Annotated in this window: 12 protein-coding genes; 10 read left to right on the top strand and 2 right to left on the bottom strand. The window is 76.4% G+C overall.

Annotated elements, in window-relative coordinates; genetic code table 11:
- The 10 genes from ACJOT3_RS11145 to ACJOT3_RS11100 all read left to right on the top strand — a co-directional run.
- The coding region (locus tag ACJOT3_RS11145) for a DUF6917 domain-containing protein (RefSeq protein ID WP_406971615.1) at positions 1 to 461 on the top strand (461 nt) is incomplete at its 5' end.
- A 155-nt stretch (positions 462 to 616) separates the two neighbouring features.
- Positions 617 to 1,147, top strand: a complete 531-nt coding sequence (locus tag ACJOT3_RS11140) for an EF-hand domain-containing protein (RefSeq protein WP_406971613.1) — start codon at positions 617 to 619, stop codon at positions 1,145 to 1,147.
- Between the two features lie 95 nt (positions 1,148 to 1,242).
- On the top strand, positions 1,243 to 2,448 hold the full coding sequence (locus tag ACJOT3_RS11135; RefSeq protein WP_406971611.1) for a DegT/DnrJ/EryC1/StrS family aminotransferase: 1,206 nt from the start codon (positions 1,243 to 1,245) through the stop codon (positions 2,446 to 2,448).
- Positions 2,445 to 3,605: a DegT/DnrJ/EryC1/StrS family aminotransferase gene (locus ACJOT3_RS11130; protein ID WP_406971609.1), complete on the top strand. Its 1,161-nt coding sequence runs from the start codon at positions 2,445 to 2,447 to the stop codon at positions 3,603 to 3,605. Before ACJOT3_RS11135 ends, ACJOT3_RS11130 begins: the two co-directional genes overlap by 4 nt.
- The gene (locus ACJOT3_RS11125) at positions 3,602 to 4,624 is read left to right on the top strand and encodes a UbiA family prenyltransferase (protein WP_406971607.1); all 1,023 of its coding nucleotides are present in this window, start codon (positions 3,602 to 3,604) and stop codon (positions 4,622 to 4,624) included. Before ACJOT3_RS11130 ends, ACJOT3_RS11125 begins: the two co-directional genes overlap by 4 nt.
- A complete protein-coding gene (locus ACJOT3_RS11120; protein WP_406971605.1) occupies positions 4,621 to 5,964 on the top strand; it encodes a protoporphyrinogen/coproporphyrinogen oxidase in 1,344 nt (447 codons plus the stop codon). Before ACJOT3_RS11125 ends, ACJOT3_RS11120 begins: the two co-directional genes overlap by 4 nt.
- Positions 5,961 to 7,568 carry a class I adenylate-forming enzyme family protein gene (locus tag ACJOT3_RS11115; RefSeq protein ID WP_406971603.1) on the top strand — a complete coding sequence of 536 codons (1,608 nt, stop codon included), beginning with the start codon at positions 5,961 to 5,963 and terminating at the stop codon, positions 7,566 to 7,568. Before ACJOT3_RS11120 ends, ACJOT3_RS11115 begins: the two co-directional genes overlap by 4 nt.
- Positions 7,565 to 9,400: a CoA transferase gene (locus ACJOT3_RS11110; protein WP_406971601.1), complete on the top strand. Its 1,836-nt coding sequence runs from the start codon at positions 7,565 to 7,567 to the stop codon at positions 9,398 to 9,400. Before ACJOT3_RS11115 ends, ACJOT3_RS11110 begins: the two co-directional genes overlap by 4 nt.
- Positions 9,397 to 10,986: a class I adenylate-forming enzyme family protein gene (locus ACJOT3_RS11105; RefSeq protein ID WP_406971599.1), complete on the top strand. Its 1,590-nt coding sequence runs from the start codon at positions 9,397 to 9,399 to the stop codon at positions 10,984 to 10,986. The genes ACJOT3_RS11110 and ACJOT3_RS11105 overlap by 4 nt, the downstream gene beginning before the upstream one ends.
- Positions 10,983 to 11,783 (top strand): class I SAM-dependent methyltransferase, encoded by an 801-nt coding sequence (locus ACJOT3_RS11100; protein ID WP_406971597.1) that lies wholly within the window; start codon positions 10,983 to 10,985, stop codon positions 11,781 to 11,783. The genes ACJOT3_RS11105 and ACJOT3_RS11100 overlap by 4 nt, the downstream gene beginning before the upstream one ends.
- Here the strand turns inward: ACJOT3_RS11100 and ACJOT3_RS11095 are convergent.
- Together ACJOT3_RS11095 and ACJOT3_RS11090 are read right to left on the bottom strand one after the other, a co-directional pair.
- The gene (locus tag ACJOT3_RS11095; RefSeq protein WP_406971596.1) at positions 11,753 to 13,138 is read right to left on the bottom strand and encodes a nitrosuccinate lyase; all 1,386 of its coding nucleotides are present in this window, start codon (positions 13,136 to 13,138) and stop codon (positions 11,753 to 11,755) included. The two genes, ACJOT3_RS11100 and ACJOT3_RS11095, sit on opposite strands and share 31 nt — an antisense overlap.
- Positions 13,135 to 15,003, bottom strand: coding sequence for an FAD/NAD(P)-binding protein (locus ACJOT3_RS11090; RefSeq protein ID WP_406971594.1), 1,869 nt, complete (start codon positions 15,001 to 15,003; stop codon positions 13,135 to 13,137). The genes ACJOT3_RS11095 and ACJOT3_RS11090 overlap by 4 nt, the downstream gene beginning before the upstream one ends.
- Positions 15,004 to 15,017: the final 14 nt, after the last annotated feature.

Below are 15,017 nucleotides of genomic sequence, written 5' to 3'. Positions count from 1 at the left end.
CGGTGAACCCGCACGAGGACGGGGCCAAACGCCCGGTGACCGCCGCCGTGGTCAAGGTGCTGGTGCACCGCAGGACCGACCGGGGCATGCGGCTGGAGCCGTTCGCGAGCCGCTGCGTGCGCGCGGGCGAGGTCCACGAGCTGGTCGCCACCGACCACACCGAGACCGCCGACGGGGCGCGGATCGACCGGGTGGGCTTCCTCGGCTTCGCCGAGATCACCGCGGCCGGCGTCGTGGACCGGGGCGACGAGGTGTGGATCGGCCCGCGCCGGGTGGGCGTGGTGCTGGGGTTCGACGCCTGCCACACGCCCAATCACTACAACGTGCTGATCCACGCCGACCCGGTGCCCACCGGGCGCGAGCTGGAGCTGCGCCCGGAGGAGCGCGTGGTCTTCCGGCAGGGGAGCGCGCGGGCGACGGCCGAGATCTTTGCTGTAAATGTCGAAGAATGTCCGATATAAAGTTTTGGAAGCCTCGATGTTCTCCCCCGGATGGGTTTTTGCGAAGCCCCCGCGGGGGTAATATGAAAAAGGGATCGGGCGCTTGCTCGAAAATCTCTTCGTTCCCCCTTTGGAAATACCCTTTTCTTTTCGTTTCCCTTTTTCAAGGAGAATGCATGAGTGTCGCCGTCAAGGCCAACAACCGTCTCGAAGAGCGCTTCAACCTCTGGGACCACAACGGCAACGGCGTGATCGAGCGCTCGGACTTCGAGCAGGAGGTCCAGGGCATCCTCGACCGCTTCGGCGCCGACGCCTCGGCTCCGGGCGCGGCCGCCCTGCGGGCCGCCTACCTCGGCCTGTTCGACCGGCTGGCGCGGGCCGCCGGCACCGAGGAGCTGAACAAGGAGGACTTCCTCCGGGCCGCCGAGGCCGAGATCGTCAGCCGCGGCAACGCAGGCTTCGCCGAGGTGCTCCAGCCCACCATCCAGGCGATCCTGGCCATCGCCGACACCGACGGCGACGGCGAGATCAGCCCGGTCGAACTGGAGCGGTGGTTCGCCGCCATCGGTCTGAGCGCCGACCAGGCCCGTGACGCCTTCGACCAGATCGACACCGACGGCGACGGCTCGCTCAGCGTCGGCGAGCTGGTCGCCGCGGTGCGCGACTACCACCTCGGCAAGAACGACATCCCGCTCCTGGGCGTCTGACCCCCCTTTCCGAGGGAATCGACCCCCTTTCCCGGCCCGGCCGCACCCGGGTGCGGCCGGGCCCCGCACCGCCGTTTTCTCCCGGAACGGAGCACATGAAATCCACACTCTCCTCCCTGGCCCCCCGAGAAAAGGGCAGGGAGAATTCCGCCGTGCCGTTTTTCGATCAATCGGAGACGTTCCGAAGAATATGGCCTGAGATCCGGCGCAACTGTTCCCGCGTCCTGGACGACGGGAAGTTCTCGCACGGGTCCATGGTCGCGGAGTTCGAACGCGCCCTGGAGTCCTACACCGGCGCCCGCCACGCCGTCGGCGTCAACTCCGGCACCGACGCCCTCGTCCTGCTGCTGCGCGCCGCCGGACTGCGCCCCGGGGACGAGGTGATCGTCCCCGCCCACACGTTCGTCGCCACGGCCACCGCCGTCGTGCACGCCGGCGGCGTCCCCGTCTTCGCCGACATCGGGGAACACGGATACGGCATCGACCCCGCCGCGGTGGCGGCCGCCGTCACCGATCGCACCCGCATGGTCATGCCCGTCCACCTCTTCGACCGCCTCGCCGACATGGCCGGGGTGCACCGCGTCGCCCGGGACCACGGCCTCACCGTGGTGGAGGACAGCGCCGAGGCCATCGGCATGCGCGCCGACGGCGTCCACGCCGGGCTGCTCAGCGCCGGGGGCGTGCTCTCCTTCTTCCCCGCCAAGACCCTGGGGGCGGTCGGCGACGCCGGGGCCCTGCTCACCGACGACGACGCCATCGCCGAGACCGCGCGGATGCTGCGCCACCACGGCCGCTCCGGGCGCACCCTGGCCGCGTTCCCCGGCATCGCCAACCCGACCGTCGTCGCCGGCGGCAACAGCAAGATGGACGACCTCCAGGCCGCCGTCCTGCTGGCCAAGCTCGCCCGCCTGGACGCCGACATCGAACGCCGCGCCGCCCTGTCGCGGCGCTACGACGACCGGCTGCGCGGCCTGCCCGGGGTGCGCGCCGTCCCCGGCGACCTCCCCGTCCGGCACGGCGAGAACCGGGTGGTCTACGTCCACCTCGTCGAGGTCGACGACCGTGACGGCCTGGCCGCCCACCTGGCCGCCTCGGGCATCGGCACCGAGGTCTACTACCCGCGCCCCCTGCACCTACAGCCCTGCTTCGCGTACCTGGGGCACCGGCCCGGCGACCTGCCCCGGGCCGAGGCCCTGTGCCGCACCGCCCTGGCCCTGCCGCTCTACGCCGACCTGGCCGAGAGCGCCGTCGACCGGGTCTGCGACGAGATCGAACGCCACTACTCCGGGAGGTCCCGATGACCGTGGCCGCCGACCGTGCCACCGAACGGGACACCATCCCGTTCTTCGCCCCCGACCTGTTCGAGGCCGACCGCGAGACACTGCTGGAGGTGCTGTACGAGGTCGGCACCGACCCGGAGCAGAGGTTCATCCTGGGCCGGCGCACCGCCCGGTTCGAGGACGCGCTGCGCGCGTCCCTGGGCTCCGCCGACGCCGTGGCCTGCTCCAGCGGCACCTCCGCGCTCACCCTGGTCCTGACCGCCATGGGCATCGGCCCGGGCGACGAGGTGGTCGTCCCCGCGTTCGGGTGCGCCCCGCTGGCGAGCACCGTCCTGGCGGTCGGCGCGGTCCCGGTCTTCGCCGACATCGACCCGGCCACCCTCACCCTGGACCCCGAGAGCGCCGAGGCGCTGGTCACCGACCGGACCCGGGCCCTGATGCCCGCGCACATGTTCTCCGTCATGGCCGACATGCCGCGCCTGCGCGACCTGGCCGCCCGGACCGGGCTGCGGCTCGTCGAGGACTCCGCGCTCGCCCAGGGCGGCGTGCTCCGCGGCAGGCCCGCCGGACGGTGGGGCGACGCCGGGGTGTACTCCTTCGTGCAGGTCAAGGTGTTCGGGATGCCCGGCGAGGGCGGGGTGGTCCTCACCGACGACGCCGCGCTCGCCGGCCGGGTGCGGATGCTGCGCAACCACGGCCAGGACGGCCGCAACCGGTTCCTGCACCACCACGTCGGCCACAACAGCCGCTTCGACGAGGTGATGGCCGCCGTCCAGCTGCACCGCCTGGCCGGGCTGGAAGAACGCATCGCCCGCCGCACCGCGATCTGCGACCACTACTCGGCGGCCTTCGCCGACCTCGCCGACGCCGGGGTGGTCGCACCCCCGGTGGGCGGGGACGGGCGCTTCCCCTACGTCTACACGCTGCTGTGCGAGGACCGCGAGGGCCTGCGCGCCCACCTGGCCGCCTCCGGCGTGGACACCCACGTCTACTACCCGCGGACCCTGCCCGAACAACCCGCCTTCGCCCCCCACGCCGCCGCCGACGGCGCGTGGCCCCGGGCCCGGGAGGCGGCGCGCCGCAACATCTCCCTGCCCCTGTACCCGCACCTGACCGACGCCCGCGTCGAACACGTGGTCGCCGCGGTCCGTGCGTTCGCCCTCGGGAGGACACCATGACCGAACACCTGACCGCGCCGTCCGAGGAGTCCGCGCAGTCCTCGCCGCCCGCACCGGCGACCGCGGGACCGGCCCAGGCCGCCGCGCCCCGGCCCACCCTGGGCACCTACGCCCGGCTGGCCAAGCTCGACATCGTCGACTACTACATCGGCCTGCCGCTGGTGTTCGCGATGACCCTGCCCCTGCTGGGCCCGCGCGCCGACACCCTCGGGTTCCTGCTGCTGGTGCTGCTCGCCGAGGTGGCCGTGGTGGCCGCCATGGTCGCCTTCGACGACGTCACCGGGTACCGGGACGGCTCCGACGCCGCCAACTACGGCTCCGACGCCGCCCGCCGCCGCCTGGCCCGCAAACCCCTGGTCGCCGGAACCCTCACCGAGGCGCAGGCACTGCGCTTCGGCCGGGCCGCGACCGTCGCGAGCGTCGTCCTGTGGACGGCGGTGGTGGCGCTGGCCCCGCACCGGCCGCTGTGGGCGGTCATCGGCGCCGCGCTGTGCCTGGTCGCGTCGGTCCAGTACTCCTGGGGGCTCAAGATCAGCTACCGGGGCTTCCAGGAGATCTTCCTGGTCGGCCTGGGCGTGGGCTGGGTCCTGGTGCCCTACGGCCTGCTCGTCGGGCACGTGGACGGGTTCGTGATCGTGCAGGCGCTGATCTTCGGCGGCGGCCCGATGATCTTCGGCCTGTACTCCAACACCAACGACGCCGACGGCGACCGGTCGGCCGGGCGGATCACCGTCGCCGCCAAGGTCACCCCGCGCACCAACACGGTGTTCATCATCGCGGTCACCGTGCTGGAGACGCTGCTGGTCACCGGCTCGCACCTGCTCGGCATCGCACCCTGGTGGTTCCCCACCGTGCTGCTGCCGGTCATCGCGCTGCGGGCCGCCCAGCTCTACACCGGATTCGTCGCCGGGGACATCCTGCGCGCCCGCCGCATGGCCATCCACACCCACCGCGCCACGGTCGTGCTCCTGCTCGCCGCCAACCTGGTCTCGCCCCTGCTGCCGGACACGCTGTGGTGACCGACGTCGACGTGGCCGTGGTGGGCGCCGGGCCCGCCGGGCTGGCCACCGCGCACCTGCTGGCCGCCGCCGGGCACACCGTCCGGGTCCTGGAGGACCTCGACGCCGTGGGCGGGCGGATGCGCACCCTGCGCACCGACGACCACCTCATCGACACCGGCGCGGAGATGATCCCGTCGGCCGACGCCTACCCGGCGACCTGGCGGCTCATCCGCGCCACCGGGCTGGACGCCGACCCCGAGGCGGTCCCCCTGGTCCGCGACGCCCTGTCGGTGTGGTGGAACGGCCGCGCCCGCCGCCACGCCGGGCGCCCCCTGGGGCTGCTCACCGGCATGGGGCTGTCCCCGCGGGCCCGCCTGGACCTGGTGCGGCTGCAACTGCGGCTGGCCCGGGCCGGACTGGACCCCGAACACCCCGAGCGCTCCGACCTGGGCGGGGCGACCGTCGCGGACCTGCTCCGCCACCGGCACCCGCAGCTGGGCGAACGCCTGCTGGGCCCGCTGGCCGCCGGGTTCTTCGGCTGGACCCCGCAGGCCGCGGCCGCCGGGCCCTTCGCCGCCCACCTCCAGGCCTGCGGCAGCACCGCCACCTGGCGCACCTACCGCGACGGCATGGACACCCTCGCCCGGACCCTGGCCGCCGGACTCGACGTGCGCACCCGCCACCCCGTCACCGGCGTGGCCCCCGGCCCCGGCGGGGTGCGGGTGGACTCGCCCGCGGGCGGGCTCCGGGCCCGGGCCGTCGTCCTGGCGGTGCCCGCACCCGTCGCGGCGCGCCTGCACCCCGGCGCGCCCCCGGCCGAACGCGACTACCTCCGGGCCTGCGAGTACGCGCCCATGCTCCGGATGACCGCGCTGCTGGACGCCCCGCTGTCCCCGCGCGGGGCGCGCCGGGGCTTCGCCCTGCTCGTGCCCGACGACCCCCTGCTCGGGGTGGTCACCATCGACCACGCCAAACACCCCGGGCGGGTGCCCCGCGGCCGCGGCCTCATCTCCCTGCTCACCCGGCCCGAGGGGACCGGCGTGCTGATGGACGCCCCCGACGAGGACGTGGACCGGGTGCTGCTGGCCCGGGCCGGGCACATCCTCCCCGGGGTGGCGTCGCACGTGCGGGGGACGGTCGTGCACCGGTTCCCGCACGGGCTGCCGCTGCCGCGCCCGGCGGCGCTGGCCGCCCGGCCCGCGTTCACCGCGCGGCCCCCGGCCGCCGTCGACTACGCCGGGGACTGGACCTCGCTGCGCCCGTGCAGCGAGGGGGCGGTGACCTCCGCGTTCACGGCCGCCGAACGCACCGCCGCCTTCCTCGCCCAGACCCGCGAACCGACCCCGATCGAGGCATGATGCTCCCGAGCAAACCCATCCACCTGGGCACCCTCTTCGACGACCTGGCCCGGCGCGGCTCCACCACCGCGATCCGGCTGAGCCGCCCCCTGGACACCGCGCCCGAGGCCGGGCTGGAACTCGACGTCCCCAGCGCCGCCGACCTGGTCCGGCGGTTCGCCGGGTGGTTCGCCGAGGCCGGTGTGCGCCCCGGTGACCGGGTGGCCATCGCCAAACGCAACCACTGGGACTACGTGCTGCTGGCGTGCGCCGCCGCCCGGCTGGGCGCCGTCCCGGCCTCGCTCTCGGCCCACCTGGCCCCCGAGACCCTGGACACCCTGCTGCGGAGACTGGGGCCGGGCCTGCTCGTCACCGACGCCGACCTGCTCCGCTCCGCCTGCGCGGCGGGTCGCGACCTCAGCGGCCGGGCCGCCCGCACCCTGGTCGTGGACGGGGCGTTGCAGGGGGCGCTGTCCCCGGCCGACGTGCGCGGCGCCACCGCACCGCCGCCGCGCCGCCCGCACCTGGACGCGCCGCTGGCGATCATGCACACCTCCGGCACCACCGGCACCCCCAAACTCGTCGTGCACACCACCCGCACCCTCATGCGCCGCCTGGCCGGGTTCGAATCGCACCGGTGGCCGGTCCTGGGCAGCCGCCGCGACGACACCGTCACCTCCTCCATCTCCTTCGCCCACGGCCGGGCGCTGGCCTGGACGGCGGGGGTGCTGTGGCTGTTCCCCGAGGCGATCTCGGTGATCACCGACCCCGACTGGGCGGAGGCCGGGCCCGCGCTGCGCAGGCACCGGCCCACCACCCTGGAGGCCCAGCCCGCCACCCTGGCCCGCTGGCAGCGGCACCTGGGGCGGGAAGGAGAGGTGTTCGGGCGGGTGCGGCTGTTCGTCAGCACCTTCGACGCCGTGCACCCCTCCACCGTCCGCGCGTTCCTGGGCGCCAGCGGGCGCCGGGCGCCGGTGTGGATGCAGGGCTGGGGGCAGAGCGAGACCGGGCCGCTGACCTTCCGCTTCTTCACCCGGCGCTCCCTCGCCGACCGCCAGGGGGTCGACCCCACCACCCGCGACCTGGGGCGGCCCGTCCCGGGCCGGACCCGCCTGCGCGCCGTCGACCCCCGCAGCCTGCGCCCCCTGCCGCCGGGGGAGACCGGGCTGCTGTACTGCCGCACCGACGCGCTGTGCACCGGCTACGTCGGCGAGGAGGGGCGCTGGCGCACCAAGCTCGTCGGGCAGTGGTGGAACACCGGCGACATCGGGTCCATCGACCGCACCGGCGCGGTCCGGCTGGTGGACCGGGAGGTGGACGCCCTCACCGAGGGCGGCTGCCTGGAGATCGAGGACGTCGTGGACGAACGCCTGCCGCAGGTGCTGGAGTGCGTCGTCCTGGGGGTCCCCGGCGGGCCGCCGGTCCCGGTCGTGGCCGTGGAGGACGGCGCCCTGGACCTGGGTGCGTGGAAGGAGGCCGTCGCGGACCTGCCGGAGATGGCCGAACCGGTGGTCCTGGGCTGGGACGACCTGCCCCGCACCGGCACCGGCAAGGTCCGCCGCGGAACCCTGCGCGAACGCCTGGGCCTGCCCCGCACCGCCGCCGGCACGGGGAGGTGGACATGACCGCACCGACGATCACCGCCGCACCCCTGGCCGGGGTCGCGGCCCGCGCCACGGGCGACACCCTGCCGCTGCGCATCGCGATCGCCCGCCTCCGCGCCATGGGCCTGACGGTGCGCTGGGACCGCGACATCACCCGGGACGGCGATGCCCCGGAGCACTCGGCCGGGCGGATCACCCCGGCTGTCCACGGCGGTACCGGGCGTCACATCGCCCTGCCGGGTCCTGGAGCGCCGTCCGCCGACGACCACGGCGTGCGGTGGGACGGCGGCGCGCCGGAGCACTCGGCCGGGCAAGCCGACCCGGTGGGCCTGGGCGGCGTAGGGCGCGGCATCGCCCTGTCGAGGGGTGGTGCCTCGAACGGCCCGGCCGGGCGGATCGACCTGGTGGGATTCGGCGGGGCGGGGTGCGATATCTCCTGGTCGGTCGGCGATACGGCCCTGATGGACGAGCGTGACGTGCAGGCGGCCTGCGGGCCGGCCCATCTGCACGGGCGGGCGCGGGGCGGACCCCGCTTCCTGCCCGTGGACTACGCGTCGGTGTGCGCCGGGGTGCTGGCCGCCCAGGCGATCGCGGCGGCGGTGCTGGCCCGGGAGAGAGGCGGACCCGCCCTGCGGGCGTCGGTGTCGGTGGCCGGGGCCGCCCTGCTCGCGGTCGCCCCCTACGCCGCCGAGGCCACCGCGGACCGGGGGAGCCAGGCCGCCGACGGGCCGGGGGAGGCGCCGCCGTTCCGCTCGGCCGACGGGGTCCGCTTCGAGCTGGAGACCCTCGACCCGGAGGCGTGGCTGCGGTTCTGGGAGGTGCTGGGCGCGCCCCGGGCGGCGATCGCCGCCGGGTGGGCGCCGTTCCAGCGCCGCTTCGCCACCGCGGTCTGTTCGTTGCCCAACGAACTGTTCGCTGTCCTAGCGTCGCTGCCGTTCGCGGCGGCGGCCGAGGCGGCCCGGGCGTGCGGGGTGGGCGCGGTACCCCTGCGCCCACCCGGGGAGGTGACGGAGCCGGGACCGGGGTCGCCGTGGCGGCTGCGCGGCACGGCCCCGGCCGGGGCACCGCGGCCGTTCACCGGGCCGGGGCCGCTGGCCGGGCTGCGGGTGGTGGAGGCCACCAACCGGGTCCAGGGGCCGCTGGCCGGACTGCTGCTCACCCTGCTGGGCGCCGACACCGTGCGCGTCGAACCGCCCGGCGGCGACCCCATGCGCGGCGTCCCGCCGCTGGCGGGCGGGCTCTCGGCCCGCTTCGCCGCGTTCAACCGGGGCAAGGCCGCCGTCGAGTACGACCTCAAGACCGCCGAGGGCCGGCGGGCCGCCGCCGACCTGGCGGCCGGGGCGGACGTGTTCCTCTACAACTGGCCGCCGGGCCGGGCCGAGCGGTTCGGCCTGGGCGCCGATGACCTGGCGGACCGCGCCCCCGGCCTGGTGCACGTCCACGCCGACGGGTGGGCGGGGGAGGACCCCGCGCCCGGCACCCCCGCCACCGACTTCCTGGTCCAGGCCCACGGCGGGATCGCCCACCTGCTGGCCGACGGCGGCGACCCCGCGCCGTCGCTGGTCACACTCACCGACGTGCTCGGCGGGCTGCTCGCCGCCGAGGCCGCCCTGGCCGGGCTGCTGCTGCGCGCCCGCGCGGGCACCGGGGCCGCCGCCCGCACCGCGCTGGTCGACGCGGCCCGGCTGCTGCGCGCGGCCGGGCGGGGGAGCGCCCACCGGCCGCGTTCGGGCACCCCGCCGGTCGCCGACCCGGCCGCGGCCGCCGGGCACTTCCCCGAGGCGTTCGACCGTGTCCACGGGGTCGCCCTACCCCGCGCCCCGTGGACGTTCACCGCAAAGGAGGCACGATGAGCTGGATGTCCGCGGCGGGGGTGGTGCTCACCGACCTCGTGCCCGCCGAGCTACGGGAGCGCTGGGTTCGCGAGGGGCACTGCCCGGGGCGGGACCTGTACTCCCTCTTCCTCGACCGGGTGCGGGAGGACCCCGCCCGCGAGGCGGTCGTGGACGAACACGGGAGCCTGGACCGGGCCGGGCTGGCCGCGCGGGTCGGCCGGGCGGCCGCGCTGCTGCGCGACCGCGGCTGCGGCGAGCGCGACATCATCGCCGTCCTGCTCCCCGACGGCCGCGACGCCCTCGCGGTCGAACTCGCCGCCGCGGCACTGGGCGCCGTCTCCCTGCCCGTCCCGCACGGCCGCTCCCGCACCGACGTCTCCTCCCTGCTGCGCCGGTCCCGGGCCGCGATCGTGGTCACCGACCGCGACGACACCGCGGGCGCGCCCGCCCTGCGCCTGGACCCCGGGGCCCTGGACGGCGGCGGCCCACCGCCCGCCGCGGCGGCCCCCGACCCCGAGTCGCCCGCCCGCGTCCTCGTCTCCTCCGGCTCCGAGGGCGAGCCGAGCATGGTCGCCTACAGCCACAACGCCATGGCCGGGGGCCGCGGCGCCTACGCCCGGGCGGTCCTGGGCGCGGGCCCCCCGCGCCTGCTGCTCGCGGTCACCCCGGCCTCCTCGTTCGGGTCGCTGGGCGTGGTCTCCCTGGTCCGGCTCGGGGCGACGCTCATCCTCCCCGGCCCGTTCGACCCGGCGCGGGTCCTGCGTTCGATCGAACGGCACCGCCCCACCCACCTGATCGGCGTCCCCACCATGCTGCGGCGCACCGCCCTGGCGGCACCGGCCGCCGACACCTCCTCGCTGCGCGCCCTCGTGGCCAGCGGCGCGCCCCTGCACCGGGAGGTCCGCGACCTGTGCGTTCGGCGCTTCGGACGCCCCGTGGTCAACGTCTACGGATCCACCGACGGGGTCAACTGCCACACCGCGCACGACCCCGCCGCCTGGGAACCCGGCGTGGCCGGGCGCCCCGACCCCGCCGTCTGCGAGATCCGGGTGTGCGACCCGCAAGGGCGGCCGCTGCCCGCGGGGGAGACGGGCGAGATCCTCGCCCGCGGCCCGATGACACCCCTGTGCCACGTGGCCGCCCCCGACCTCGACGCCCGGGGGCGCGCCCCCGGCGGATGGGTGCGCACCGGCGACCTGGGCCGGTTCGACGCCGACGGGACCCTGCGGGTGGTCGACCGGCTGCGCCGCACCGTCATCCGCGGCGGCGTCACCCTCCACCCCGCCGAGGTGGAGCGCGCCCTGGCCGCCCACCCGGCCCTGGCCGAGGCCCAGTGCGTGCCCGTGCCCGACCCCGACCTGGGCGAACGCGTGTGCGCCTGCGTCTGTCCGCTGCCCGGGGCGGTCCCGCCCACCCCCGGCGAACTCATCTCCCACCTGCGCGACGGGCACGGCGTGGACGTGCGCGCCCTGCCCGAACACGTGGTGTTCCTGCCCGCGCTGCCGCTCGGCCCCACCGGGAAGGTGTGCACCGCCACCCTCACCCGGATGGCCGCCGAGGCGGTGCGGCGCCGACCGACCGTACTCTCAGGAGGCCCCCGATGACCGGTACCGCCACGGCACCCGGCTACGTGTTCGACAACCACAACGAGAACGCCCCCGACCAGCACCGCTTCCTGGCCGCCGCCTACGACCCGCTGACCACCCGCAGGCTGGCGCAGACCGGCGTCGGCCCCGGCTGGCGGTGCCTGGAGGTGGGCGCGGGCGGCGGCAGCGTCGCCCACTGGCTGGCCGACCGGGTCGCCCCCGGCGGATCGGTCACCGCCACCGACGTCAAACCCGAGCACATCGCCCCCGCCGAGGGCCTGGAGGTGCTGCGGCACGACATCACCCGGGACCCGCTGCCCGAGGCGGCCTTCGACCTCGTCCACTCCCGCCTGGTCCTGCTCCACCTGCCCGAACGCCTCAAGGTGCTGGACCGGCTGGTGCGCGCCCTCAAACCCGGCGGCGTGCTGCAACTCGACGAGTTCGACATCACCTACGGCCCGTCGCTGCTCATGCCGGACCCCGCGGCCCGGGACCTGTACGAGCGGTTCCTGGCGGCCAAGATCCGGCTCATGGCCCGGGCCGGGGCCGACCCGGCGTGGGGGCGCAACGCCGCCGAGGCGATGCGCCGCGCCGGGCTGGTGGAGGTGGACCCCCGGCCGCACGTGGAGCTGTGGAACGCCGATTCCCCCGGCGTCCACCTCATCTCCCACCACACCCGCCACCTGCGGGACGCTTTTGCGCGGGAGGGGATGACCGACGGGGAGCTGGCCCGGGTGCGGGAGCTGCTGGCCGACCCCGGGTTCGCGGCCTGCTCCTGCGCGGTCTACTCCGTGCAGGGCCGCAAACCGCTCTGACGGGGGTCCTCCAGCGCCCGGTCGACGAGGTGCCCGGCCGCCCCCGTGTAGGCGGCCGGGTCGAGCAGGCCGGCGGCCCGCTCCCGGGACAGGACCTCGGGGGCCGCCCCGGCGAGCAGGTCCGCCAGGGGCCTCCCCCCGGCGGCGGCGCGCGCCGCCAGCCCGCCCAGGAGATCCTTGGCGGCCGCTTTCCCCAGCTGCGGGGCCAGGGCGGCGGCGACGCGCTCGGTCACCACCGCGCCGCCGGTCAGGTCCAGGTTGGCCCGCATCCGGTCGGCGTGCACCACCAGCCCCGCGGCGAGTTCGGCGGCGGTGTGCGCCGCCCCGCCGGTCAGCCGCAGGCAGTCGCGCAGCGGGGCCCACTCGGCGTGCCATACGCCCGCCGACCGCTCGTCCTCGGCCGACACGCACAGGTGCAGGACCGACGCCAGCGCCGGGACCCGCAGGGTCGCCGAACGGATCAGCGTGGCCAGCACCGGGTTGCGCTTGTGCGGCATCGCCGAGGAGGCGCCCCGCCCGGCCACCGCCGGTTCGCCGACCTCACCGATCTCCGTCCGCACCAGGACCTGCACGTCCGCGGCGATCTTGCCCAGCGCGGCGGCGGTGAACGACAGCGCCGACGCCAGGTCCGCGACGGGGGTGCGCAGCGCGTGCCAGGGCAGCACCGGCACGTCCAGCCCGGTCTCCTCGGCGTAGGCGGCCGTGAGCCGGTCGGCGTACCCGCCCGGGTCCAGCCCCGGCGCGTACTCCAGGTACCCCGCCAGGGTCCCGGCCGCGCCGCCCAGCGACACCGGGGTGCGCACCGAACGCAGCCGTTCGGCGGCGTCCAGGACCAGCAGCCGCCACCCGGCCGCCTTGAGCCCGAACGTGGTGGGCACCGCGTGCAGCGCCAGCGTGCGCCCCGCCATCGGGGTGTCCCGGTGCTCGCGGGCCAGGCGCGCCAGCGCGTCCGCGGTGCGGCCCAGGTCGGCGCGGACCAGCTCCACGGCCCGGCAGCAGACCAGCATCGCCGCGGTGTCGAACACGTCCTGGCTGGTCGAGCCCCGGTGCACGTACTCGGCGGCCCCGCCGTCGCGGGCCCTGACCGCCGCGGTGAGCGCGCCCACCACCGCGATCACCGGGTTGGCGCTCTCCCGCGAGGCCAGCGCGATCTCCCGGACGTCGAAGGGGGCGGAGCGGGCCGCCTCGGTGATGGCCTCCGCGGCGTCGGCGGGCACCGTGCCCAGCCGGGCCTGGGCGCGGGCCAGCGCGGCCTCGGCCTCCAGCAGGGCGCGCAGCCACGCCCGGTCGTCCACCGCCGCCTCGACGGGGGTCCCCGCGTACACGGGGGAGAGCAGGCCGCTGTCCGGACTCATGGGATCACCTTTTCGGCTTCGGCTTCGGCTTCGGCTGCGGTTTCGGCTCCGGGGACGCGGACAGGGGGCAGGTCCAGGGCCGCGCGGGCGATCGCGTCGGCGTCGGCCAGCGTCACCGAGTCCGTGCCCGGCCGCACGCCCACCGCCGTCGCCCAGTGCACGCCCTCGGTGGGGACGCCGAAGGCGAACCGGCGCGGATGGGCGCGCCCCCGGGCGTCGACCAGGCGCTGCGGCCGCGCGGTGACGTCCAGCCCGCCGGTCACGTGCGCCGGCCCCGCCGGGTCCGGAACCCGGTGGGGCGCGCAGGCGCCGGTCGCCAGCAGGTGGCGCAGCAGCGGGTCGGCGGTGCGGCGCAGGTCGGGCTCGGGCAGGCGCGCCTCGATGAGCACCCGGGCGGTCACGCGCTCCCCGAGCGCGGAACCGGCGACGAACATTCCGCCGTCCGCGGCCACGCGCATTCCCGGGCCCAGGACGTCCAGCACACCGGCCTCGATCAGGGCGGTCATCTCCTCCACCCGCGAGAGCGGCGGGCCGATGGACAGGTGCGCGTTCAGCGGGGTGAACCACCCGTAGAGGTCGTCCCGGTGCGAACCCCCGGTCAGGCCCCGGTGCTCGACGGCCGAACGGATCTCGTTGCGCAGGTCGCGCAGCACGTCCAGGGCGGCCTTGACGGGGTCGTCGACGTTGCCGCCGCGGGCGGTGCGCACGTCCCGGCGCAGGTGGGCGAGCAGCCGGGCGCGGTGGTCGGCCCGGTCGGCCCGGCCGGCCCGTCCGGTGCGGGCCCCGAGGCGGGGCCGGGCCCAGTCCCAGCGGCCGCCGATCCCCGCCCCGGCCAGCAGCTCCTCCCGCCGGTGGCGGGTGTCCGCGGCCGCGTAGGCGTCGGCGAAGGCCGCGCCGTCCCGGCCGCGGCGGGCGAGCAGGGCGCCGTAGTGGACGGCCTCGACCTCCCGGGTGAGGACCGGCCACAGGTCGGAGCGCAGGTGCAGCGGGCCCCGGCCGTGTTCGCGCAGGCCCCGGAGGCGTTCGGGGGTCAGCAGCCGGGGCAGGTGGCGGCCGGCGGGGCCCTTCTGGTCGCGGCCCCGGGCGCGGTGGGGGACGCCGCGGCGCGACCCGGCCACCAGGCGGGGTTCGGCGCCGGAGGGGCGGTAGACCAGGTGCCCCCCGCGGCGCTGGTACACCCCGCCGCGGCCCTCGGTGAGCAGGGACATGTAGTCGAAGAAGGCCAGCCCCAGGCCGCGCAGCAGCACGGTCTCGCCGGGGCCGATGCCCGACAGGTCCGCGTCGGCGGGGTTGGCGGGCGGCAGGTGCAGGAGCCCCGGGGCCTGCTCCGCCCCGGGTATGACGTCCACGTGCCCCTGGCACAGCACGACCGCGTCCAGGCCGGTGAGCCTGCGGCCGTCGGAGAGGGACAGGACCTGCGGCCCGGTGTCCCCGTCCAGGGCGAGCGCGCGGGCCCGGTGGACGCGCACACTCACGTGGGCGGGGGCGCGGGCGACCACCCGGGCGAAGACGTCGGCGAGGTAGTGCCCGTACAGGGCCCGGGTCGGATAGGCGTCGGCCGCCGGGGCGTCCCCGCGCCCGCGCGCCCAGTCGTACAGGGAGGGGCCGGGCTCCACCGGCCCGGCCATGGTGACGGTGTCGTCGGTGTAGGCGGTGACCTGGGCGGCGACGGTGTTCATCAGCAGGTGCGGGGACTGGTCGGTGCGCCAGACCCGGCCCGCCCCGGGCGGGAACGGGTCGACGGCGTGCACGGTCACGGCCCGGCCCCCGGGCCGGCGGCGGGCGTTGGCGAGCAGGCGTTCCAGGACCGCCAGCCCGCGCGGGCCCAGACCCACGATGGCCAGGCGGGTCCGGTCGTCGGTCACGGTGCTCCTCGCGG

The sequence above is a fragment of the Nocardiopsis protaetiae genome (assembly GCF_045446735.1).
Classification (GTDB): domain Bacteria; phylum Actinomycetota; class Actinomycetes; order Streptosporangiales; family Streptosporangiaceae; genus Nocardiopsis; species Nocardiopsis protaetiae.
This window is presented reverse-complemented; position numbering and strand designations above follow the sequence as displayed.

What these genes read in the sequence shown, in the direction of transcription:
- ACJOT3_RS11140 (WP_406971613.1), top strand. Translation starts at nt 617, where the DNA reads ATGAGTGTCGCCGTCAAGGCCAACAACCGTCTCGAAGAGCGCTTCAAC.
- ACJOT3_RS11135 (WP_406971611.1), top strand. Translation starts at nt 1,243, where the DNA reads ATGAAATCCACACTCTCCTCCCTGGCCCCCCGAGAAAAGGGCAGGGAG.
- ACJOT3_RS11130 (WP_406971609.1), top strand. Translation starts at nt 2,445, where the DNA reads ATGACCGTGGCCGCCGACCGTGCCACCGAACGGGACACCATCCCGTTC.
- ACJOT3_RS11125 (WP_406971607.1), top strand. Translation starts at nt 3,602, where the DNA reads ATGACCGAACACCTGACCGCGCCGTCCGAGGAGTCCGCGCAGTCCTCG.
- ACJOT3_RS11115 (WP_406971603.1), top strand. Translation starts at nt 5,961, where the DNA reads ATGATGCTCCCGAGCAAACCCATCCACCTGGGCACCCTCTTCGACGAC.
- ACJOT3_RS11110 (WP_406971601.1), top strand. Translation starts at nt 7,565, where the DNA reads ATGACCGCACCGACGATCACCGCCGCACCCCTGGCCGGGGTCGCGGCC.
- ACJOT3_RS11105 (WP_406971599.1), top strand. Translation starts at nt 9,397, where the DNA reads ATGAGCTGGATGTCCGCGGCGGGGGTGGTGCTCACCGACCTCGTGCCC.
- ACJOT3_RS11100 (WP_406971597.1), top strand. Translation starts at nt 10,983, where the DNA reads ATGACCGGTACCGCCACGGCACCCGGCTACGTGTTCGACAACCACAAC.
- ACJOT3_RS11095 (WP_406971596.1), bottom strand. Translation starts at nt 13,138, where the DNA reads ATGAGTCCGGACAGCGGCCTGCTCTCCCCCGTGTACGCGGGGACCCCC.